Source organism: Taylorella asinigenitalis MCE3, assembly GCF_000226625.1.
In the GTDB taxonomy this organism is placed as follows: domain Bacteria; phylum Pseudomonadota; class Gammaproteobacteria; order Burkholderiales; family Burkholderiaceae_B; genus Taylorella; species Taylorella asinigenitalis.
Genome location: NC_016043.1, coordinates 1106512 through 1128688, shown reverse-complemented (window position 1 = coordinate 1128688; position 22177 = coordinate 1106512). Strand labels below are relative to the sequence as shown.

At 37.0% G+C, this 22177-nt stretch carries 19 protein-coding genes; 10 read left to right on the top strand and 9 right to left on the bottom strand.

Going from position 1 to position 22177, the window contains the following annotated elements; translation table 11 throughout:
• Positions 1 to 11: 11 nt before the first annotated feature.
• Entirely contained in the window at positions 12 to 956 is a 945-nt protein-coding gene (locus TASI_RS05365; protein WP_014111749.1) for a LysR substrate-binding domain-containing protein, read from the top strand.
• A gap of 19 nt (positions 957 to 975) precedes the next feature.
• Here the strand turns inward: TASI_RS05365 and TASI_RS05360 are convergent, their stop codons facing one another.
• A complete protein-coding gene (locus TASI_RS05360) occupies positions 976 to 1440 on the bottom strand; it encodes a DUF192 domain-containing protein (protein ID WP_028884561.1) in 465 nt (154 codons plus the stop codon).
• 6 nt (positions 1441 to 1446) lie between these two features.
• Positions 1447 to 1680, bottom strand: a complete 234-nt coding sequence (locus tag TASI_RS05355) for a cold-shock protein (RefSeq protein WP_014111747.1) — start codon at positions 1678 to 1680, stop codon at positions 1447 to 1449.
• A 101-nt stretch (positions 1681 to 1781) separates the two neighbouring features.
• Between TASI_RS05355 and TASI_RS05350 the strand changes: the two genes are divergently transcribed.
• Both TASI_RS05350 and TASI_RS05345 read left to right on the top strand, forming a co-directional pair.
• Entirely contained in the window at positions 1782 to 4118 is a 2337-nt protein-coding gene (locus TASI_RS05350) for an AAA family ATPase (protein WP_044978089.1), read from the top strand.
• Positions 4119 to 4137: 19 nt separating this feature from the next.
• Positions 4138 to 5292, top strand: coding sequence for an ABC transporter substrate-binding protein (locus TASI_RS05345; RefSeq protein WP_014111745.1), 1155 nt, complete (start codon positions 4138 to 4140; stop codon positions 5290 to 5292).
• 146 nt (positions 5293 to 5438) lie between these two features.
• Here the strand turns inward: TASI_RS05345 and dut are convergent, their stop codons facing one another.
• Genes dut through TASI_RS05315 form a run of 6 tightly spaced genes read right to left on the bottom strand, consistent with a single transcriptional unit; the run spans position 5439 to position 12103 of the window.
• A complete protein-coding gene (gene dut, locus TASI_RS05340) occupies positions 5439 to 5894 on the bottom strand; it encodes a dUTP diphosphatase (RefSeq protein WP_014111744.1) in 456 nt (151 codons plus the stop codon).
• Positions 5875 to 6567 (bottom strand): DedA family protein, encoded by a 693-nt coding sequence (locus TASI_RS05335; RefSeq protein WP_014111743.1) that lies wholly within the window; start codon positions 6565 to 6567, stop codon positions 5875 to 5877. Before TASI_RS05335 ends, dut begins: the two co-directional genes overlap by 20 nt.
• A complete protein-coding gene (gene coaBC, locus TASI_RS05330; RefSeq protein WP_044978087.1) occupies positions 6560 to 7762 on the bottom strand; it encodes a bifunctional phosphopantothenoylcysteine decarboxylase/phosphopantothenate--cysteine ligase CoaBC in 1203 nt (400 codons plus the stop codon). Before coaBC ends, TASI_RS05335 begins: the two co-directional genes overlap by 8 nt.
• Positions 7746 to 8285, bottom strand: a complete 540-nt coding sequence (gene lspA, locus TASI_RS05325) for a signal peptidase II (RefSeq protein WP_014111741.1) — start codon at positions 8283 to 8285, stop codon at positions 7746 to 7748. The genes coaBC and lspA overlap by 17 nt, the downstream gene beginning before the upstream one ends.
• On the bottom strand, positions 8278 to 11148 hold the full coding sequence (ileS, locus tag TASI_RS05320; protein ID WP_014111740.1) for an isoleucine--tRNA ligase: 2871 nt from the start codon (positions 11146 to 11148) through the stop codon (positions 8278 to 8280). Before ileS ends, lspA begins: the two co-directional genes overlap by 8 nt.
• Positions 11138 to 12103, bottom strand: coding sequence for a bifunctional riboflavin kinase/FAD synthetase (locus TASI_RS05315; protein ID WP_014111739.1), 966 nt, complete (start codon positions 12101 to 12103; stop codon positions 11138 to 11140). The genes ileS and TASI_RS05315 overlap by 11 nt, the downstream gene beginning before the upstream one ends.
• A 48-nt stretch (positions 12104 to 12151) precedes the next feature.
• Between TASI_RS05315 and purN the strand changes: the two genes are divergently transcribed.
• The 6 genes from purN to TASI_RS05285 all read left to right on the top strand — a co-directional run bounded on the left by purN (position 12152) and on the right by TASI_RS05285 (position 20290).
• Entirely contained in the window at positions 12152 to 12790 is a 639-nt protein-coding gene (gene purN, locus TASI_RS05310; protein WP_014111738.1) for a phosphoribosylglycinamide formyltransferase, read from the top strand.
• The gene (locus TASI_RS05305) at positions 12787 to 14058 is read left to right on the top strand and encodes an RsmB/NOP family class I SAM-dependent RNA methyltransferase (RefSeq protein WP_014111737.1); all 1272 of its coding nucleotides are present in this window, start codon (positions 12787 to 12789) and stop codon (positions 14056 to 14058) included. Before purN ends, TASI_RS05305 begins: the two co-directional genes overlap by 4 nt.
• A 2-nt stretch (positions 14059 to 14060) precedes the next feature.
• A complete protein-coding gene (locus tag TASI_RS05300) occupies positions 14061 to 16265 on the top strand; it encodes a UvrD-helicase domain-containing protein (RefSeq protein WP_014111736.1) in 2205 nt (734 codons plus the stop codon).
• Between the two features lie 83 nt (positions 16266 to 16348).
• The gene (locus tag TASI_RS05295) at positions 16349 to 16951 is read left to right on the top strand and encodes a LexA family protein (protein ID WP_014111735.1); all 603 of its coding nucleotides are present in this window, start codon (positions 16349 to 16351) and stop codon (positions 16949 to 16951) included.
• A 2-nt stretch (positions 16952 to 16953) separates the two neighbouring features.
• Positions 16954 to 18240, top strand: a complete 1287-nt coding sequence (locus TASI_RS05290) for a Y-family DNA polymerase (protein WP_014111734.1) — start codon at positions 16954 to 16956, stop codon at positions 18238 to 18240.
• Between the two features lie 34 nt (positions 18241 to 18274).
• Entirely contained in the window at positions 18275 to 20290 is a 2016-nt protein-coding gene (locus TASI_RS05285) for an ATP-dependent DNA helicase (RefSeq protein WP_014111733.1), read from the top strand.
• On the opposite strand, the gene TASI_RS05280 is transcribed toward TASI_RS05285, so the two are convergent.
• On the bottom strand, positions 20283 to 21101 hold the full coding sequence (locus TASI_RS05280) for an outer membrane protein assembly factor BamD (RefSeq protein ID WP_014111732.1): 819 nt from the start codon (positions 21099 to 21101) through the stop codon (positions 20283 to 20285). The two genes, TASI_RS05285 and TASI_RS05280, sit on opposite strands and share 8 nt — an antisense overlap.
• A 96-nt stretch (positions 21102 to 21197) precedes the next feature.
• Between TASI_RS05280 and TASI_RS05275 the strand changes: the two genes are divergently transcribed.
• The gene (locus TASI_RS05275; RefSeq protein ID WP_014111731.1) at positions 21198 to 22169 is read left to right on the top strand and encodes an RluA family pseudouridine synthase; all 972 of its coding nucleotides are present in this window, start codon (positions 21198 to 21200) and stop codon (positions 22167 to 22169) included.
• The last annotated feature ends 8 nt before the right edge of the window (positions 22170 to 22177 follow it).

The following is a 22177-nucleotide window of genomic DNA, read 5'->3' as shown; positions in this document are numbered from 1 at the left end:
GGAGAACCTCTATGAAATTGATGGAATTAAAGTATGTTTTGGCCGTATATAAGGCCAAGCATTATGCTCGAGCGGCGGAGTCGATGAATGTAAGCCAACCGACTCTATCAGTTGCTATAAAAAAACTTGAGAACGAACTCAATGTTGTTATTTTTGAGCGCGGAAGTGGAGAGGTTACCACAACTCCTATTGGTCAAAGAATTGTCGATCAGGCTCAAAGAGTAATCGAAGCCACAGAGGATATTTATGATACGGCTAGAAGAGGCCAGGACCCACTGACTGGGCCACTTAGATTAGGCATTATTTATACAGTGGCTCCATACATTATTCCGAAGTTAGTCGGAAATCTTCGTACCATAGCACCTCAAATGCCACTTATTTTGCATGAGCACTTTACGACAGACTTATTTGATAAATTAAAAACAAATGAAATTGACTGTGCAATTATGGCTATAACTCAGCCTATTGAGGAATCTCAATTTGAATATTTGCCTCTTTACAAAGAAGATTTTGTCTTAGCTGTAAATACTAATCATCCGTGGGCTTCAAAAGAAAGCATCTCTATACAAGATGTTCAAAGAGAGACTATGCTTTTACTAGGGGCTGGACATTGTTTGCGCGACCAAATAATTAAATCACTTCCAGAAGCTAATTATTCTAATCCCAAAGAAAGAGCCCTAAGATCCTTTGAAGGGTCCTCTCTACACACGATATTGCACATGGTCTCTGCTGGGCTTGGAATTACCCTAATACCAAATAGTGCAGTGCAAGAAGGCCGTCATGTGGTGAATATTAAGTTTGTAAAACTGCAAGAGACAACCACAAATCGTGAAGTTGGTATTGTGTTTAGAAAAACTTTTCCAAGAACAAAATCAATTGATGCGGTTGTCGAGGCTCTTAGAACTAGTTCTATAAAGGGTATCGAATTTATCGAGAAATCAAAATATGAAAGATAGTTTTATAACACAAGATAAATTAGTTCTCAATGACTGCTTTATCTTGTGTCTTAATCCCTTGTTTTTCAAACCACCCTTTATTAACCTCTAGTGCGTATTTTGCTGGTTTGCTTGAACAAATTGGAGTTAAATCCAATGGTTTCATGTCAAGCAAATCAATTATTTTATAATCTTCATCCATATAAGCGATACTTAGAGGAATCAGTGTATTTTTCATCCAAAAGCAAAGCTTTTGCGATTCTTCAAAAATAAATAGCATTCCAGAATTTTCTTCGAGTTCTTTACGAAGCATGAGACCAAACTCTCTAGAGCCTGGATTATCTGCTATTTCAACAGTAAGTTCAGAATCATTAATTTTAAGTATTTTTTTATCTGAAGAAATTTTTTCTTGATTGGTTCTAGAGGTTTCTTCAGAGTGAATAATAGGGGAATGACTCGCAAATATCGATAGGAAGAGGAAGTATGTTAGAAATTTGCGAGTCATATATAATTAAACAACTGGTTGAATATTGATAGCTTGTTTGCCTTTAGGGCCTTCAGTAATTTCAAAAGAAATCTTTTGATTTTCTTTTAAGGTTTTAAATCCATCCATTTGTATAGATGAAAAATGGATAAATAAATCTTCGTTACTGCCTTCAGGAGTTACAAATCCAAAACCTTTTGTATCATTGAACCATTTTACGGTACCGATAACTCTATTACTAGAGGTTGAATTTTCAGACATACTATACCTACATACAAGTTTATAAATTCTGATTATTATGAATTAATTAAGAATTTGTTCAATCAGCACTTTTACTAATAAGCTCATTAGAGAAGACAATTATGGGAAACAATTTGTTAAACAAGTTACTTTCAGAAACATTCGCAGAGGCTATGGTCCTTAAATCACCTGAAGTAAATACATTGCATATGTTATTAGCTCTTGTCAGAAAAGACATAATTAAGTTGTTTGTCGACGCAATAGGTTTTGGGTCAGATAGACTTGTCGATAAAATCCATGAAAGATTGAAGCAAGATGGTGAATATCAACGTCAAAAAGATGAAGAAATTTCACCTTCTAAGGAGCTCGAGGTTATTATTGCCATCTTTAATTCTCCTAGATTAGAGAAGTTAATTAGAGATGATACAGATGAAGAAATTTATCTGCATTATTTTGAGGTTTTAATTAAATCAAAAGAGGTATCAGATTTTTTAGAGCCTTTAAATATGTATGAGGATTTATTGAAAGGGATTCCCTTGCAAGATGATTCGAAAGAAGAGGATACATCCCGTCCTTCTGAGGAGTCATCAAAATCAAAATCTAAATCTAAATCCAATAAGATTTCAAAAAAAGACAGACTTTATTTAGATGATATTTCCTACTATAAAGATAAGGACAAAGAAGAATTTGAATTAATCCCTAAATTTGCTGTGAATCTTAATGAACTTGCAGAGAAAGGATTAATCGCAGACGCCTACGGACGGGACACAGAGATTGAAAAACTTATTCATTGTCTTGGACGACTAAAAAAAGGAAACCCCCTATTGGTTGGTGAAGCTGGGGTGGGAAAAACTGCTATTGTCGAAGGTTTGGGCTATAGAATATTCAAAGGTGAGGTTCCAGATTTTCTAAAAGAATCGACAGTATTTAATGTGGATATTGGTGGCATGCTGGCGGGTTCTAAACTAAGGGGAGAATTCGAGATGCGCTTAAAAGGACTTATTGAAGAAATCAAGCAAGTTCCTAATTCCATAATATTTATAGACGAAATACATACCATAGTTGGAGCTGGTAATTCTGTTAATAATGAAAATCTCGATGCTGCAAACATGATGAAGCCAGCCTTAAGTGCTGGTGAAATTCGTTGTATAGGCTCTACTACGCATGAAGAATACGAAAACTCTATAGCTAAAGACCCTGCACTAAAACGTCGGTTCCAGACGATTAATATTGATGAACCCGATCCAGAAATAACTCTGGAAATATTAAGAAGATCTCAGAATAAATATTCAGATTTTTTCAAGCTTAGATATACAGAAGAGGCCCTTAAGGCTTGCGTTACACTGGCAGAAAGGTACATTACGGACAAACATTTCCCTGATAAAGCATTCGATCTAATGGATTTAGCTGGTTCTTATGTAAGAATTAATAAACCTGAGGCATCACTTGTTGAAATCAGTGATATAGAGAAGATGGTGTCTATCCTAGTTAAAGTCCCTGAGGTTCAATTATCTACTTCTGATAAGCATAAATTAAAAACACTTTATAAAGATCTTACTTGCGTAATTTTTGGACAAAATCAAGCGATAAGCAAAGTAGTTGATGCTATTAAATTAAATCGATCTGGATTAGGCAAAAGGAATGGTCCTATAGGGAGTTTTTTATTTGTTGGTCCAACTGGAGTTGGTAAAACAGAGCTAGTTAAACAACTATCAGAACTACTTACCGTTCATTTGATCAGATTTGATATGTCGGAATACAACACTGAGATGGGCATTACTAAATTGCTTGGTACTACAGCTGGCTATGTTGGATATAAAGATCAGGGATTACTCTCAAAAGAGATATTAAAAAATCCTTATTCCATTTTATTGTTGGATGAAATTGAGAAATCACATCCATCAATCTTTAATTTACTTTTACAGATAATGGACAATGGCATTGCCACAGATAGTATAGGACGTCGATTAAATTTCAAGCATTGCATCATTGTTATGACCAGCAATTTAGGAGCGGACAAACTAACTTCACAAATGGGATTTACTAATTCTCCAAATTCAAAAGATGTAATACCCGAAGTTAAGAAATTTTTTACACCAGAATTCGTAAATCGACTAGATGCTATTGTGCCATTTGAACATCTGAGTGAGGAAATTATTCTTAGGGTGGTGGATAAATTTTTCCTTGAACTTTCGCATCAACTGAAAGAAAAGAACGTATTTATTATTTTTTCTGATAAAGTTAGAAAATACGTCGCAAAAGAGGGCTACGACAAATTTATGGGAGCTCGGCCGATGTATAGATTTATCGAAGAACATATTCGCAAACCTATAGCTGATGAACTCCTATTTGGAGCATTGTCAGAGGGTGGGTCTGTGTCAGTGGATTTAGATGAATTCGATAAACTTAAATTTGTTTTTTCAAGCGATTCTCATAAAGATGAGGATCTTATTTTTTAATAACCTTTTAGGAGAAAGGATGAAGTCTTTATTGAAGCAAATAGGCATCGCATCCGTGATGCTAGCTCCTCTGACAGTGTCTGCAGAGGTTACAGTTGGTGTAGTTTTGTCTAGTACCGGTCCAGCTGCGGCTATCGGTATTCAATCACAAAATGCCATCAACTTGTGGCCTAAGACAATTGCTGGGGAGCCGCTTCGATGGCTTATCTTGGATGATGGATCGGATGTTAGTCGCTCAGTAAAAAATGTTCGTAAGCTTATTTATGAAGATAAAGTAGATGTAATTGTAGGACCTAATTTAACGGCTACTGCAGTCGCTTACCTTGAGACTCTTGCCGAAACTAAAACTCCTATGATTGCACTTGCGGCTAATTCTACGATTGTCGAACCTCAAAGCGATACAAATAAGCAATGGGCGTTTAAAATGCCACAAAACGATAGTCTAATGGCTGATGTTTTAGTCAAAGATATGATTGACAGAGGCTATAAGAAGATCGCATTTATTGGGTATGCTGATGCCTATGGCGAAAATTGGTATAAGGAGTTTGCTAAAAGAGCCGAAGGAAAAATTGAGATAGTTGCTAGAGAGGCGTTCCAAAGAACAGATACATCGGTGACTGCTCAAGTTCTAAAATTGATAGCATCAAATCCAGAGGCGATTTTAATTGCAGGTGCAGGGACTCCGGCAATATTGCCACAAAGAGCTCTTTATGAGAGGGGATATAAAGGCCAAATTTACCAAACTCATGGTATAGGCACTTTAGAATTTCTTCAAATAGGAGGAAAAGTAGTGGAGAATACTCTTTTCCCAACAGGGCCTGGAGTTGTAGCTAGAACATTGCCAGATAGTAATGAAGTTAAAGATGTTGCCCTTGAATTTACGAAAAAGTTTGAGGAAAAACATGGTGAATTTACTACCACGCAATTTGCGGGTGACGCTTATGGGGCTTATTTAGTATTAGATTCAGCTATAAAAAGGGCTTTAGAGGCTGGAGTAAAGCCTGGCTCCGTTGAATTTAGAACTAAACTAAGGGATGAAATTCAAAACACTAAGGAGCTTACAGTCCCAAATGGTGTTTTGAATATTACTCCAAAAGATCATCAAGGATTCGACTCAAGAGCTGCTGTAATGGGCACAATTAAGGAAGGTAAATTCGTTTACGCTCCAAGATAATTACATAATTACAACTAGAAAATTTAAAAAACCTCATGAGTACGCATTTAGCGGAAAATGAGGTTTTATTTTTCTTGACAAAATCATACTCAGATAAGCTGCAATTCGTGATCCAAAGCTCAATAACTGAGCTACACTACATTATTCTATGCAGCTCCAGTGCTACCAAATCCGCCACTGGCCCTATCTGAAACTTCAAAAGAATCAACAACATTAAATTCAACCTGTTGTACAGGAACGATCACTAATTGTGCCATACGATCTAGAGGATTTAATGTGAAAGTCTCAGTTCCACGATTCCAAATCGAAACCATAAGCTGCCCTTGATAATCTGAGTCGATAAGCCCAACCAAATTTCCAAGAACAATTCCATGTTTATGGCCCAATCCTGATCTAGGTAAAATCATAGCAGCATAATCTGGATCTGCTATATGGATGGCAATGCCTGTGGGAATCAAATGTGTTTGTCCTGGTTCAATAGTAAGAGGATCATCAATACAAGCTCTTAAATCAAGTCCAGCTGAGCCAGCAGTCGCATATTTAGGTAGCTGATTCTTAATTTTTGAATCCAAAACTACTATATCAACCTTTTTTAATGTCATCCTCGATCTCCTCAGTTTTATGATTTGAATAAATGATTTTTGATTTAGATTTCGCCTCTTTTTTTGATGGCCATATTAAAAAAAGAAATAAGACCACACCTAAAAACACAGAAAAATAAGTAAGATATGTCCCGATATTGCTACCGCTTGTTTCCACAATTTGTTTTGAAGCCTTAGCCGAGAAATACCCAGGTGCTAGCATCACAGGGACCCACACAATAGCAGATAAAATATTTGCTATTTGAAATTTACTTTGCGATAAGCCCATCACTCCAGCTATAGCAGGAATTGTTGAGCGAATTGGTCCCATAAAGCGACCTAAAAATACCGACATTGTCCCGTATTTTCTAAATAATAATTTTGCTTTTACAAACATAGGCCTATATCTGGCAAGTCGAGGCTTTTTCGTTATATCCCATCCTAGCCATCGGCCAATATAAAACGATATTGCATCGCCGACAATGGCCCCAGCCATACCCCATAATCCTATTTCAATAGGGTTTAATATATCTAGACCAATAAGTCCACCTGTAAACAGCATTAAAGCAGTAGCTGGAATTAAAAGTCCAATTACAAGCAATGATTCTCCTATGCAAGATAGGAAAATGATAAATCCCGCCCACTCTCTATGAGCAGAAATATACTCCTGAGCCGCTATTAAGAAATCATGCATCTTTGCTAAATCTTTTATGGATGGCAATGATTAACTCATCCGCCGCTTTTGTTTTTGGAAGAGTGTCAAATTTTTCTACGCCATTAGAATCGAATAATAGTAGGGTAGTCGTTTCTTTGCCCATCACGTTTTGGGCTAGATTACCAACCAATAGCGGAACACCTTTGGACTCAAGTTTTTCTTTTGCATATTGCTCGAGGTTTTCCGTCTCAGCAGCGAAACCTACACACCATGGGCCATCTTCAAGTGCTGCAACTTCAGCCAAAATATCTGGATTTTTGTGAAATTCCCAGTTTGGACTCCAAGTATCTACACCTACTTCTTTTTTTATTTTTTGTTTTGCTGGATTAGGCAAATACCAGTCCGCAACCGCTGCCACACTAATGAAAATATCGTATTCTGAAGCCACTTGCATAACTTTTGTATGCATCTCTTTTGCGGTAGTCACTTCTTCAAACTCAATGCCATAAGGTGCTCTTAGGCACGTAGGTCCAGATATCAATTTAACTTCAGCCCCAAAATCTCTAGCAGATTTTGCAAGCTCGTATCCAGTTTGTCCAGATGAGCGATTCCCTATATATCGCACAGGATCTATTTCTTCGTGAGTAGGTCCCGATGTAATCAAGATTTTCATTCCATCTAAGATATCAGGCTTAAAGTATGCAACTACCTCGTCCAATATATCTACAGGCTCTATCATGCGCCCAACACCAGTTTCACCACATGCTTGAGAGCCGCTATCTGGGCCCCAAACATGAATGCCATTAGAGAGCACTTCAAAGTGATTTTTTTGAGTAGCAGGGTTCACCCACATAAAAGAATTCATGCTTGGTACTATGGCAATGTCCTTGTTACTAGCCAAACACAAAGAGCTAAGTAAATCATCTGCTATCCCGTGAGCTAGCTTCGCCATAAAATTAGCGGTGCATGGAGCAATCAAAACTAAGTCACACTCTCGACTTAAGTGTATATGAGACATTGAATCGGCCATGCTAGAGTCAAGAATTTCGGTATGCACAGGGTTTCCGCTTAAAGCTTGCATAGTTGTAGGCGTAATAAAGCTTTGAGCCGCTTCTGTCATAACAACAGTAATATCCGCTCCTTGAGCCTTAAGCTTACGACATAGGTCTGCTACCTTATAACAGGCAATGCCACCAGTCATACCTAATAGAATCTTTTTATTTGCTAGCTTCATTTAACTCTCGTGATTTCTTATGTAGAAAAAACTCGTTTATTAATAATAAGATTACCCCAACTGTAATACATGAATCCGCTACATTAAAAGCGGGGTAGTAAAAATTCCAACTCTCCCAGTAAAACAGTAAGAAATCTACCACATATCCATAAACAATTCTGTCGATAGCATTTCCCAAGGCCCCTGCAATAATCAGGCTCATCGCAATGCATCCAAATTTATCGAGAACATTTTTGCGAATAGTATAAATAAGCCAGGCACTAATTCCGAAGGCCAAAGCTAAAAACATATATTTTTGCCAGCCACTAGCATTGGAAAACATACTAAAAGCAGCTCCGTTATTGTGTGCCAAAATAAAATCAAAAAATGGCAATACATTCGTTCTTTGCCCAAGCTCATAAGTTGACTCAAAATAGAATTTTGTAATTTGGTCAACTATGATTAAAACTAGTACTAAGAAAACATATAAAAACTTAAGTTTTCTTGCTTGCTCAGAAATATTGTGCTTTGAAGTATCAGGCATAGTTTCTTGATTCGCCACCTTCAAACAAATTGCTCACGCATCTAGAACATATAGTTGGGTGCTCGGAATTTGAACCCACATCTTCTCTATAATGCCAGCAACGCTCGCATTTTTCATGTTCTGAAGTTTTTATTTCAAAGGCCAGAGTTTCGTTTTCTGATTTTTCTAGGGTCACATAAGAAACCATAAACACAAAACGTAAATCTTCTTTTAATGAAGCAAGTAACTCATATTCTGCATTTGGAGCCTTAATTACTACCTCAGCTTGTAATGAAGAGCCAATTTCACCAGCCTCACGCTTATTTTCGAGTTCTTTATTTAAGAGATCCCTGATATCAAGAATTTTTGACCATTTCTCTAAAAGTTTTTCCGCACCTGTAACTTCAGGAAGAACCTCAAATATCTCAGTGAATATAGTTAAGTCGCTCTTAGAGTCTGTGTTTTTTAAGAAAGTTTTGCACATCTCACTCCACGCTTCTTCTGCTGTAAATGATAGTATTGGTGCCATCAACTTAATCATATTCATAGTAATATGGTAAAGAGCAGATTGAGCAGAACGACGAGCAAAACTTTCAGCTGCACATGTATACAAGCGGTCTTTGAGAATATCTAAATAGAAAGAACCCAAGTCTTCAGAACAATAAGTTTGCAATCGAGCGACTGCAGGGTGAAACTCAAATCTTTCATACAAAGCAGAAATTTGAGCTTTTAATCTAGATGCAACTGCAACGGCATATTGGTCAACTTCCATCATTTCATCTACAGAAATTAAATCCCTTGATGCATCAAAATCATGTAAATTACCTAAGAGGAAACAAATCGTATTTCTTATACGACGATAGCTTTCAACAACGCGCTTTAATATTTGATCGGAAATTGTAAGTTCACCTGAATAGTCATTAGATGCCGTCCATAGCCTTATGATTTCAGCACCTAAAGAATCTGCAACTTGTCTTGGAGCAATAACATTTCCCAAAGATTTAGACATCTTGCGTCCCTGTCCATCCACAACAAATCCATGAGTGAGAAGAGATTTATATGGTGCACGACCATAAATCATAGAAGAGGTTAGAAGCGATGAATGAAACCACCCACGATGCTGATCAGAGCCTTCAAGATAGAGATCCGCAGGCCATGAAAGCACATCTTTGTGTGAGCCATTAAAATCATTATCCTTACCGCCGTTTACTGTGATATGTGTAGATCCAGAATCAAACCACACATCTAAAGTATCTGAATTTTTAATATAATCTTTAGCCTCTTCTGGTGGCAATAAATCCGCTACCTCCACCGACTGCCATTTCTCAATACCTTCTTTTTCTACTAAGTCTGCAACTTTGTTAAGCAACTCAACAGTTCGCGGGTGAAGCTCTCCTGTTTCCTTGTGTACCAAAAAGGCCATAGGAACACCCCACTGTCTTTGACGTGAAAGCGTCCAATCTGGCCTATTTGCAATCATGGCATGTAAACGTGCTCGACCCCAAGAAGGATAAAAATTGGTTTCCTCGACAGCTCTTAATGCTTTTTCTCGTAAAGTTGCAGATCCATCTTTAGGCTTAATATCCATACCTGCAAACCACTGACTTGTAGCACGGTAGATAACAGGAGTTTTATGACGCCAACAATGCATATAGCTATGTTGAAGTTTCAATGTTTTAAGTAAAACCCCTTGTTCACGCAAGGTGTCTACAATTTTTGGATTCGCATCCCATATGCTTAATCCGCCAAACAATGCAAGCTTCGATGAATAGACACCATCAGCCATAACTGGACTAATAATCTGTTCATCAGTTAAGCCACGTGATTTGCATGAAATAAAGTCATCCACACCATAAGCAGGGGCAGAGTGAACAATACCAGTACCTGTGTCTGTAGTTACATAGTCAGCCACATAGATAGGGGACAGTCTGTCATACTGAGAGTCTGCCTTATATAGTGGATGATGAAAGGCAATACCATCCAGTTTTTCCCCCTTACATGTGGCAATAATCTCGCCTTCCAACCCCCAATTCTCTAAACACGCTTCGACTCTCTCCTTAGCTAAAAGCAGTAAAGACCCAGTCCCTTCGCGAACATTAGATAATTTCACTAAGGCATATTCAGTTTCAGGACCTACGTTGAGAGCCTGATTTGAAGGGATTGTCCAAGGAGTAGTAGTCCATATCACTACCGCACCATCTTCAACTGAATCAACCCCAAACGCAGACGCCAATTTTTCTTTTTCTGCAAACGGAAAAGCAACATCTATAGTCGGGTCTGTTCTATCCTGATACTCAACCTCAGCCTCTGCCAATGCCGACTGACAATCAAAACACCAATTAACGGGTTTTAAGCCTCTAAATACGTAGCCATTTTCTATAATGCGAGCAAGTGCACGAATCTCGTTTGCTTCATTAATATAATTCATGGTTAGATAAGGATTTTCCCAATCACCCAAAACCCCAAGCCTTTGAAATCCCTCCATCTGTCTTTGAACCTGCTCTGCAGCATACTCACGTGCTTTTGATTGCACCTCAGCCGTAGGAAGGTTTTTTCCGAATTTTTTCTCGATTTGAATCTCAATAGGCATACCATGACAATCCCATCCTGGAATATATGGTGCATCAAAACCCGCCATAGACTTGCTTTTCAGAATAATATCTTTAAGGATTTTGTTTGCTGCATGCCCTATATGAATATCTCCATTAGCGTACGGAGGTCCATCATTTAGAATAAATTTAGGTCTGCCTGCACTAGCTTTTCTGATAGCAAGATAGACACCATTATCCATCCAATCTTTAATCCATTGCGGCTCCCTTTTTGAGAGATTGCCGCGCATAGGGAAGTCAGTTTTTGGTAGTTGTAAAGTATCTTTATATTCCATATTTTTTAAAATAATTTTTTGTTTTTTCTATATCTTGGTGGATGGCAATGGCCATGGCTTCAACGGACGAGAATTTTTCCTCGTCCCTGATAAATTCTAGGAATGAAACGTTAATAATTTTACCGTAAGAAAAAATGTTTCTATCTAGAATGTGAACTTCTAGTAATACATCACCCGAACTATCTACAGTTGGGCGAATGCCTAAATTAGCCACAGCTGGCAATGCCCCCGCACTCAATCCTCTCACTTCAACCACATAAATCCCTGATCTGAGTGCAAACCGCTGAGGCACTCTCATATTCATAGTAGGAACACCTATGTCGGTTCCAAGTTTACGGCCATGTATAACGCGTGCTGTGACTTGATAGGGCCGCCCCATAATCTCTTTGGCAATGCCCACGTTCCCGTAAGCAAGTGCTTGTCTTAATTCTGAGCTTGAATATCGAACCTCATTTTTATCTAAAATGTCTTCTATAAATTCGATTTCAAATCCAAATTTTTCGCTATAAGACTTAAGCATCTTAAAGTCGCCTTGTCTTTTATAGCCAAAACGAAAATCTTCTCCAACGTATAAATATTTAGTTTTTAATCCTTTAACTAAAATTTCTTCAATAAAAGCTTCAGGTGCCATAGAAGCTGTTATCTTATTAAACCTTTGTATAAAAACTTTTTCTATCCCGCAACTGAGTAAAGATATAACTTTATCTCTCAAACTTTGTATTCGAGTAGGTATTAGCTCGGGCCTATTACCGATAACTCCAAAGTATTCTCTTGGATGTGGTTCGAAAGTAAGAACACTGGGAATAAGACACCTATCTTTTGCAACTTGTGTTACTTGTTTTAATATAGCTTGATGACCAAAATGTACACCATCAAAATTCCCGATTGTGAGGGCTGTATTAGATGTGGCATTAAGATTTCTGAAAATATGTTTGGAATTGATGGAATTAGACACTTCTGAGCGATTAAAATTTTATGTTTTATATTTAAGGATTAAGCATTCATGCGTTTTGTTATTTTAATCTCTGGTCGCGGTTCAAATATGAAAGCGATAGTGAATCACGCAAAAATTAATAAAAATATAGAAATTTGTGCTGTTATCTCACATAATGCTAAATCTGAAGGGCTCGCTTGGGCTAGGGAAAATGGTGTACGTGTAGAGCACGTGCCATTGCCACAGGATAAGGGATACGATAGGGAAGAGTTTGATCTAAAGCTCCTAGATATTGTTAAATCATTTAACCCAGATTTTGTGTTATTGGCGGGCTATATGAGAGTGTTAAATGCTTCTTTTGTTAGACCATTAGAGGGCAAGGTCATTAATATACATCCATCACTTCTTCCAAGTTTTCCTGGACTGCATACTCATGAGAGGGCTATCGAGGCAGGAGTAAAAGTTCATGGTTGTACTGTTCATTTTGTAACTTCACTTTTAGATGATGGTCCAATTATTGCTCAAGGTGTAGTGCCCGTTAAGCCTGAAGATGATGCGGATTCATTGGCTGCAAGAGTTTTAAAGGTTGAACATGTAATATACCCTTCAGTGGTTGGGTATTTAGCTGATGGCTATGTGATTAATGAAGATGGTGAAGTGAAGTACAAAAAGTCTATAAAAACCACGTTTTATTCTGAAGAAATATGAAACTAAAATTATCTTATCTAAGAGTTTTTCAAATTGCTGAAGTTCTTGAAGAAATTCTTAAATTCAAGTATCCAGCAGACTCTGTTTTATCGAACTGGTTTAAAAATAATAAAAAACTAGGTCATAAAGATCGTGGCATTGTGGCCTCTGCTGTATTCGATGTATTACGTAATCTTAGAAAATATAGAAACTATGCTCAAAGCGGTGTAGGGCCTGAGAACCAAAGATTAGCCTTGCTGGGTTTAAATTCAATTTATAGTGCAGATGAAATAAAAAGCATGCTTAAGGAAGATCAGGAGCAGTGGTTTGATAGAGTACTAAATATTGATGAATCCTCTCTTAATGATTTAGTGAAATATAGTGTTCCAGAGTGGTTGTTTAATAAAGTATCTCAACTTCCAAACTATGAAGATCTTCTCGACAGTCTTAATCAAAAAGCACCATTAGATATAAGAGCAAATCCTTTGAAAGCTAGTAGAGAGGAGATTCTTGAGATAATAAAACGAGATGAACTTCTCGATGAGATTGATTATTCATTAACTAAATATTCGCCTTGGGGTATAAGGATAAAAACAAATCCATCTCTTAATACATGGGATATATTCAAGAGCGGTCTAATAGAAGTGCAAGATGAGGGAAGTCAGATACTTTGCCAGTTAGTTAGTCCAAAAAGAAGTGATTGGGTTGTAGACTTCTGTGCTGGTGCTGGCGGAAAAACTTTGCTATTAGGGGCATTGATGCATTCTCATGGGAGATTGTATGCCTTAGATACGGCAAGTAATCGCTTAGCAAAAGCTAAACCTCGGCTCGCTCGAAGTGGTTTAAGTAACGTAACTTGCATACCTATAAAGTCAGAAAATGATGAGCGTGTAAAACGACTTTTTGGAAAGGTGGATAAAGTATTAGTTGATGCCCCATGTACTGGATTAGGTACTCTTAGGAGAAATCCAGATCTTAAATGGAGACAAACTCCAAAAGACTTACAGGAGCTTATAGAACTTCAAGAAAAAATATTAAAAGCAGCATCAAGATGCGTTAAAAAAGGCGGAAGATTGATTTACTCAACATGCAGTATATTGCCACAAGAGAATCAACAACAAATTGAAAAGTTTTTATCAAATAATCCTGAATTCAAATTAATAAATCCAGAAAAGGTTTTAGGAGATAGAATCACTGGTCTTGATTCGCATAAGGATATGCTTATACTTAGACCAGATGTGCATGGCACGGATGGGTTTTTCGCTGCCGTATTAGAGCGTGTGGAGTAGGAATGCAATCGGTTTTAGAGTCATTAAATAAAGAGCAATTATCTGCAGTTACCAGTGATGCCCAACATCTTTTAGTATTAGCTGGAGCAGGTAGTGGTAAAACGAAAGTTTTGACTACTAGAATTGCATGGCTTGTAAAACAAGGCATTGCCACCCCTGAGAGAATTTTAGCTGTAACTTTTACTAATAAAGCAGCTAAAGAGATGATTGAGAGGATTGGTCATTATTTTCCTGTAAGCCCAAGAACGTTGTGGGTTGGTACTTTTCATGGAATTAGTCATCGAATATTAAGAACGCACCATAGGGAAGCGGGCTTGCCATCTGCATTCCAAATTATGGATATGGGCGATCAAAAATCCATGATTAAAAGAATTCTTAAAAGTTTGAATATGGATGATGAGAAAGTTTATCCTATTCGCGAAGTTCAATACTTTATTAATAATCTGAAGGAAGCTGGTATTAGAGCTAGTGAAGCTCAAGCATTTGATGATTTCGAAAAAGATGTCCTTAAGGCATATACAACATACGAGAATCAATGTAATAAAGAAGGGGTGGTCGATTTTGCTGAGCTGCTTTTGCGAACAGTGGAGTTGCTAAAAAATAATCAGAATATAAGAGAGCATTACAACTTAAGATTTAAGCATATATTAATCGATGAATTTCAGGACACCAATAAACTTCAGTATCAGTGGCTTGGCTTGTTAGCTGGAAAAGAATCTTCTATTTTTGCTGTTGGAGATGATGATCAATCGATTTACTCTTTCCGCGGTGCAAATGTAGGAAATATGCGGCATTTCGAGCAACAGTATGCGAAAGAAAACTTGATACGCCTTGAGCAAAATTATCGTTCATATAATCATATTTTGAGTGCCGCAAATAAACTTATTTCAGAAAATAAAGATAGACTTGGAAAAAATCTTTGGTCAGATAAAGGTGACGGTGATTTAATTCGAATCAATTGTCTAATGGATCAAAATGAAGAGGCTTCTTGGATTTTAGATGAAACTAAGTCACTACTCAGAGAAGGGTATGACCATTCACAAATAGCCATACTATACAGAAGTAATGCACAATCTCGTGCCATTGAACATAGCTTTGCTAGAGCGGGAGTTCCATATATTGTTTATGGTGGCCTTCGTTTTTATGAGCGACAAGAGATAAAACACGTAATTGCGTATTTGCAATTAATTCATAATCTAGATAGCGATAATGCATTTTCAAGAGTAGTAAATTTTCCAGCTCGTGGCATTGGAAATAGGACTATTGAAAAATTAACTGATGTCGCACAAGCGGTTGGTTGTAGTCTTGCATTGGCTGCTGGTGGGCTTAACGGTGAAGCGGCTAAAAAAATAAATGGATTTTTAGATTTAATTAAGAAACTACAAGAAATTGCAAAAGAGAGTACATTGCCAGAGTTGGTTGAGGCAGTTATTCAAGAGTCGGGTATTGCGGAGTTCTACTCAAGTGAGCGCGATGGTGAGGAACGTTTGGAGAACTTATCTGAACTTATTGATGCCGCTAAAGTCTTTTGTAATGAAGAAAATATCGCCTACTTGAAGTCAGTTGAATTGATTGAGGGGGCGGATATGGAAAATATGTCTCCTTTGGCATTGTTTCTAAGTTTAGCTAGTTTAGAGGCGGGAGATAATCAATCTAAACGCGGCCTTGATGCAGTACAGCTGATGACAGTGCATTCTTCCAAGGGTCTTGAATTTGATGCTGTATTTATTGCAGGATTGGAGCAGGGGCTATTTCCACATGCGAATAGTTTGTCTGAACTAAATGGTCTCGAGGAAGAGCGTCGCCTTATGTATGTAGCAATGACTCGTGCTCGCAAACGTTTATATTTACTATTCACTGAAATGCGTCAAATATATGGTCAGACTACTATGACCACGAAATCTGAGTTTATTAACGAAATTCCTGACGAACACGTTAAATGGATTTCACGCAAACCAAAATCATATGCTGATTCAAGATACTCTATGGATGGGTTTGAAGAGTATGGTTCTAGAAAAGAGTCGATTAAAACTTATAAATCCGATTCGCCCTATAGAATTGGTATGAGCGTAAGTCACCCTAGATTTGGTGAGGGTGTAATTCTTAAGCTTTTTGGCGAAGGTTCTAATGCACAGGCTCAAATTCAGTTTTTTAAAGAAGGTACAAAGACATTGTCACTAGCTATCGCTAAGTTAACAATTCTTTAATTTTCAAGTATTTACTATCAATTGACAGTCAAGAAAATATAAATTATGATTTCGTAACGAAATCAAAAAAAATTATCTTGAATATGTCGGAATCAAAACTAAAACTCGTTCATGATACAGGCTCTAGGGGCGGCTCTCGTAAGGGAGCAGGTCGCAAATCTGTACTTGGTGAAGCTATGGTCGTTAAAAGAGTTCCTGCAAGCTTGATACCTACAATTGATACTTTAATTGAAAATTTGAAACTGCAGCAATTTCCAGATTCTTGGGATGAGAGTTCGGCTTTAGAATTATCTATCCCCCTAGCTCTTGAGAGAATACCCGCCGGATTTCCATCGCCAGCAGAATCATATGTGGCCGATTATTTGGATTTTAATACCTACTTAGTTCAGAATCCTATGGCCACTATCGCTGTAAGAAGTGGTGGGGATTCTATGATTGATATTGGTATCGCAAAGGATGATATTTTAATTATCGATAGATCTGTGACAGCTAAGCATATGGATATTGTTATGGCTGATATCGGAAATGAGTACACAATCAAAAGGCTTTGCATACTTCCAGATGGATCTGTGGAACTAAGACCAGAAAATCGCAGTGGTATTTACACGCCTATTAAGTTTAAGGATCAGGAGCAATTAAGAATAGTAGGTGTGATTATGCATGTAATTAAGGATTTTCGCAGTTAATTATGTTTGCTTTGATAGACGGAAATAGTTTTTATTGCTCCTGTGAGCGAATTTTCCGACCTGACTTAAGAGAATCACCAGTTGTAGTGTTATCAAATCAGGATGGCTGTGTTGTAGCGCGAACTCGAGAAGCTAAAGCATTGGGCATTCCTATGGGCATGCCTTTTTTTCAGATTAGAGACCTGGTTGATAGAAAAGAAGTTTATGCCTTTTCAAGCAACTACGAGTTATACGCAGATATTTCATCTCGCATGATGAACACAATCGCATCGGTAGTTCCCGATATTGAAGTGTATTCAATAGATGAGTGTTTTGCCTTTATAGATACTTGTGATGTTAAATATTCATCTTTTAAAGAAATAGGACACACGATAAAAGACAGAGTTTTTAGATGGGTTGGTATTCCGACTTGCGTAGGCATTGCCCCCACAAAAACTTTAGCTAAATTTTGTAATCACTTAGCTAAAAAATACCCCGATGCTTTTGGTGGTGTAGTGGTATGGACTGATTGGTCCGACTCATTAAAAGAGAGGGCATTTAGGTCTATGGAGGTATCTGAAATTTGGGGTATTGGACGACGCATTTCAAAGCAACTTAAAACTATGGGTATCCATACCGTCTATGATTTAGTTAATGCAGACTCTAGGCTCCTACGTAAGCATTTTTCTGTCGTTATGGAGCGCACACAATTAGAATTACAGGGTACACCATGTGCAGATTTGGAAGAACTACAAGATAGAAAACAAATTGTATGTAGTAGAAGTTTTGGGGAACTTATAACCGAGCTTGAACCGTTGCAATCGGCCATATCTGAACATATTGCTGAAGGTGCCCGTAAATTAAGAAAGCAAAATAGCTTCGCAAAAGAAATATCGGTTTTTATTAAGACAAATCGTTATCGAGAGCAAGATAAACAGTACGGGGGCTATAAGATGGTGCGTTTGGTGGAAGCTACGCACGATACCTTAACATTAAATGCAAGAGCACAAGAGTTATTAAAATCAGTTTATAGAAGGGGTTTTAATTACAAGAAAGCGGGCATAACTTTAGGTGAGATAACTCCTGCACCTACTAGTCATCAATTATCATTATGGGATACTGCGGCACACTTAGAGAACTTCGATAGGAGAAGCTCTCTTATGAAGACCCTAGATGATACAAATCAAAGATTCGGAAAAGGCACCCTTAGACTAAGTAATTCACTATTATCTACAAGATGGCATATGCAGCGAAATTATTTAAGTCCATGCTTCACTACTAGATTTAAGGATCTTCTAGTTTGTTCTTAAATTAAAATATATTTTTTGCCCATCATTATCATTTATGTCGCGAATTAAAGAGATATTTACAAAAGTATTGCCACAAAAATTAAAAGGTTTCAAAGTTCGCGATGCTCAAGTCAAGCTATCAGAGAGCATAGATAAAGCCTTAAAAAACAAGGGTACATTACTTGCGGAATCTGGTACTGGTACAGGAAAGACATGGGCGTATCTTGTGCCCATAATCCTATCGCATCATAAATCAATAATTTCAACTGGGACAAAAACGCTTCAGGAGCAAATTTATTATAAGGATATACCTGCGATTGAAGAAGCTCTTGGAGAGGAGATAAATAGCTGTATTTTGAAAGGTAGAAGCAATTACCTATGCTTATATAGATATAGAAATTTCTTAAGCGAAAGAGGTGAATTGTTTGAGCATGCTGGTATAGAGGAGGATGCCCCTGCAGAATATGCGAGTTATTTAAAACATATTAAATTTTTTGCATCGAAAACTAAGTCTGGCGATATTGCGGAATGTCCTCATGTTCCTGAAAATTCAACTATCTGGCTTAAAGTTACGTCTACTACACAAAATTGTCTTAAGGAGAAGTGTTTATATAGAGATGAATGCTTTGTTTATCGTGCACGCGAACGAGCTGTTATTTCAGATATCGTTGTAGTAAATCATGCCCTCACATTATCTGATATGGATAGCAAAATAAAGTATGAGATTGGTGTGCTCCCTAAAGATATGAATATTATTTTCGATGAAGCACACTCATTGCCAGAGGATATTACTAATCATATGGGTTATAGGTTTTCTAATGTAGCAGTGGAATCCTTGTTCGGTGAACTACAAAATATTCGAAATCCTGAATTTCAAAAAATCAAAAGTTCAGAGAGACACAAATTTTCTGATATTACTAATTTAATTAATGAGTACGATAGTCTATATAAAGCTCTTCGCTTATCGGTATCGGAATATTCGAATAGAAAATATGCATCTAAATTAAAAATGGAGGAGTTCAAAAAGGTTTCGCCATTATCTTTTACCGTTTTGGAGGGAATTTATAATTTACTTCAAACTATGGGTGGTTTACTTAAAGACCTAAGTCTCCAATACGAAGTTTTAAAAAGCATATCAGAGGAGATTTTAGCTCTTAAAAATACATTAGGAATTTGTATTCATGATGAAATTACTAAAGATGATTCAGTCGATCAAGCCAAAGAAAATATTCAACAATATGTAAAATGGGCCTCCATATCTAAATTTGGGGTGACATTACATGCTCTACCATTATTGGTCGATTTTTTTGGAAAGATTAAGCCTAAAAATTTATCTTGGATCCTAACCTCAGCCACACTTTCAGTTGATGGAAATTTTGATTATATTTCTAAGCAATTGGGTTTAGGTAAGCATGACTCACTTATAGAACCATCACCCTTTAACTATCAAGAAAATGCAGGTTTATTAATTCCACTCAATCTTCCTGAACCTAAAGATGAAATTTTTCTAGATGAATTTGTAAATTTCGTACTTCCATTAATACGTAAGGTTAAAGGTGGTGTACTTATTTTGTGTACAAGTATAAATTCTGTTGAATTTATTGCTGCAAAATTAAGAAATATACTTCCAGAAAGAACCATTCTTAAACAATATCAAGAAAGTACATCTAGCTTAGTTAGAAAATTTCTAAATACTCCTTCTCCCATCTTAGTTGCTACATCTACATTTTGGAAGGGTGTTGATTTTCCTGGTGAGCAATTACAACTTTTAATTGTAGAAAAGCTACCTTTTGATTCTCCATCTGACCCATTAGTTAGTGCACGAATTGAAAATCTTGAAAATCAAGGAATAAGCTCATTTATGCATCATATGGTTCCACAAGCTGCCATAGATTTAAAACAGGGTGTAGGCCGCTTAATACGCACAGAGACGGATCGTGGTCTAGTTGTGATAGCGGATAAAAGGCTGATTACAAAAGGATATGGAAAAAGAATACTTAATTCTCTTCCAGATTTTAAAAGAATTAAGGACCTCGAAGAGGCCCTTAAATTTATAGAAAGTTTTAGTTAAACCATTTACTAGGTGATAGGTATTTCATAAACCCACCTTCACCTTTAAATCCATGAGTCAAATAACGACTATTAGGAAAGTTCTTAACTAAAACGCTTTTTGCGTCAGCAGCTTGATCTTCAGAACCTAGGGCTTCATAGGATTTCATAAGAATATATAAAGCAAGTTCTGCTGAAGGTACACCTGAGAACTCTGTAAGAACAACTTGTGCACGATTTACAGCTGCAACGTAAGCTTTCTTCTCGTAATAATATCTAGCTACATTAGTTTCATGTTCAGCTAATGTAGTAACTAACCACACTAATCTTTGACGAGCATCAGCCGCATAACGGCTATTTGGATAATTATCTACCAACACTTTAAAGGCAGTATAAGATTGTCTTAGTCCACGAGGATCACGCTCACTAGGCTTTTGACCTGCAAAACTAGTTAAAAAATGTGATGGAGGAGTAAATGTAATCAGCCCTTTCAAATAAAGCATATACTCTGTGCCAGGATGGCTTGGATATATTTGCAAGAATCTATCTATAACTGCAATAGCTCTCTCTGGCTGTTCATCCTTCCAGTTAACATAAGCTTGATCAATCATAGCTTGTTGAGCATATGAACTATAAGGATGTCTGTTTTCAATGGCATTTAAATATTTTCTTGCACTATCCCAATTTCGACCACGAACATGCTCACGAGCAGTGTCGTATAGTTTATCTGCGGGGATACCTGCAGTTTCATCTATTTCGCGACCAAAAATACCGCATGCAGATATGATAGTAGTAAGGGATAGAATTAAAATGTTTCTTAGAGTTCTTTTCATTTAATTAAGTTACACAAATCTTAAAAATAGATCGCTTAATAATAACATTATCTAGACCTACAAATATAATCAATAAATTAATATTCGATCAAATATATGTTAGACGAACCCCTTGAAACAAAAAAATTTATTCTTGAAATTGGCACAAAAGCTGATCGTTTAGACAAAATTCTCGCTAAATTATTGCCTGATTATTCTAGGAGTAGAGTTCAAGATTGGATTGAATGTGGCCATGTAAGCGTTAATGGTAAATCTCCCAATGAATCAAAAGTTCGGCAGATTGTTGGGCCATTAGACGAAATTGAAGTGTGTATTCAACCAGATGAGCACACAAAAGCTTTTCAGCCAGAACAAATTGATTTTCAAGTTTTAGAAGAATCTCAAGAATGGATAGTCATTGGAAAACCTGCTGGCTTAGTTACTCATCCTGGAGCTGGTAATTGGTCAGGAACATTATTGAATGGTCTTCTTTTTAAATTTCCTGAATTAAGTTATGTACCTCGAGCTGGCATAGTTCATAGACTTGATAAAGATACATCTGGAATCTTGGTTGTAGCTCGGACTGAAGCCGCCCAACTTGATTTTGTTAAACAACTTCAAAGTAGAACAATGGGTCGAAGTTATATTGCGATAGTATCTGGTTGCACTTCAGATTCGGGTTCAATTACAGACGATATTGGTCGCGATCCACGAAATCCAATAAAGATGGCTTCAACTAAGCAAAGCAATCCTATAGCCCCTAAGGAGGCACGCACTCATTTCACAACTTTATCTCATGCGGAATTTGATGGAAAAAACTTAAGTCTATTATTGTGCAAACTCGAAACAGGGCGTACACATCAAATTAGAGTACATCTTTCATCTATTAATCATCCTCTATTAGGGGATTCTCTTTATGGCGGCCCAGACCTTAAAAATTTCTCAAACTTAAGGCAAATGTTGCATGCATACAAATTAGAATTTAATGATCCTAAAGATGGCAATAGACTTGCTTTTACGTGTGAAATTGAAAAAGATATGAGAGAAGTTATGAATAATATATTTGGGGAGGTAGAGATAAAACTCTAAAAGAAGAA

Bases quoted from the DNA above. Each gene is read 5' to 3' on its own strand.
- TASI_RS05365 (WP_014111749.1), top strand. From the start codon at position 12: ATGAAATTGATGGAATTAAAGTATGTTTTGGCCGTATATAAGGCCAAG.
- TASI_RS05360 (WP_028884561.1), bottom strand. From the start codon at position 1,440: ATGACTCGCAAATTTCTAACATACTTCCTCTTCCTATCGATATTTGCG.
- TASI_RS05355 (WP_014111747.1), bottom strand. From the start codon at position 1,680: ATGTCTGAAAATTCAACCTCTAGTAATAGAGTTATCGGTACCGTAAAA.
- TASI_RS05350 (WP_044978089.1), top strand. From the start codon at position 1,782: ATGGGAAACAATTTGTTAAACAAGTTACTTTCAGAAACATTCGCAGAG.
- TASI_RS05345 (WP_014111745.1), top strand. From the start codon at position 4,138: ATGAAGTCTTTATTGAAGCAAATAGGCATCGCATCCGTGATGCTAGCT.
- dut (WP_014111744.1), bottom strand. From the start codon at position 5,894: ATGACATTAAAAAAGGTTGATATAGTAGTTTTGGATTCAAAAATTAAG.
- TASI_RS05335 (WP_014111743.1), bottom strand. From the start codon at position 6,567: ATGCATGATTTCTTAATAGCGGCTCAGGAGTATATTTCTGCTCATAGA.
- coaBC (WP_044978087.1), bottom strand. From the start codon at position 7,762: ATGAAGCTAGCAAATAAAAAGATTCTATTAGGTATGACTGGTGGCATT.
- lspA (WP_014111741.1), bottom strand. From the start codon at position 8,285: ATGCCTGATACTTCAAAGCACAATATTTCTGAGCAAGCAAGAAAACTT.
- ileS (WP_014111740.1), bottom strand. From the start codon at position 11,148: ATGGAATATAAAGATACTTTACAACTACCAAAAACTGACTTCCCTATG.
- purN (WP_014111738.1), top strand. From the start codon at position 12,152: ATGCGTTTTGTTATTTTAATCTCTGGTCGCGGTTCAAATATGAAAGCG.
- TASI_RS05305 (WP_014111737.1), top strand. From the start codon at position 12,787: ATGAAACTAAAATTATCTTATCTAAGAGTTTTTCAAATTGCTGAAGTT.
- TASI_RS05300 (WP_014111736.1), top strand. From the start codon at position 14,061: ATGCAATCGGTTTTAGAGTCATTAAATAAAGAGCAATTATCTGCAGTT.
- TASI_RS05295 (WP_014111735.1), top strand. From the start codon at position 16,349: ATGTCGGAATCAAAACTAAAACTCGTTCATGATACAGGCTCTAGGGGC.
- TASI_RS05290 (WP_014111734.1), top strand. From the start codon at position 16,954: ATGTTTGCTTTGATAGACGGAAATAGTTTTTATTGCTCCTGTGAGCGA.
- TASI_RS05285 (WP_014111733.1), top strand. From the start codon at position 18,275: ATGTCGCGAATTAAAGAGATATTTACAAAAGTATTGCCACAAAAATTA.
- TASI_RS05280 (WP_014111732.1), bottom strand. From the start codon at position 21,101: ATGAAAAGAACTCTAAGAAACATTTTAATTCTATCCCTTACTACTATC.
- TASI_RS05275 (WP_014111731.1), top strand. From the start codon at position 21,198: ATGTTAGACGAACCCCTTGAAACAAAAAAATTTATTCTTGAAATTGGC.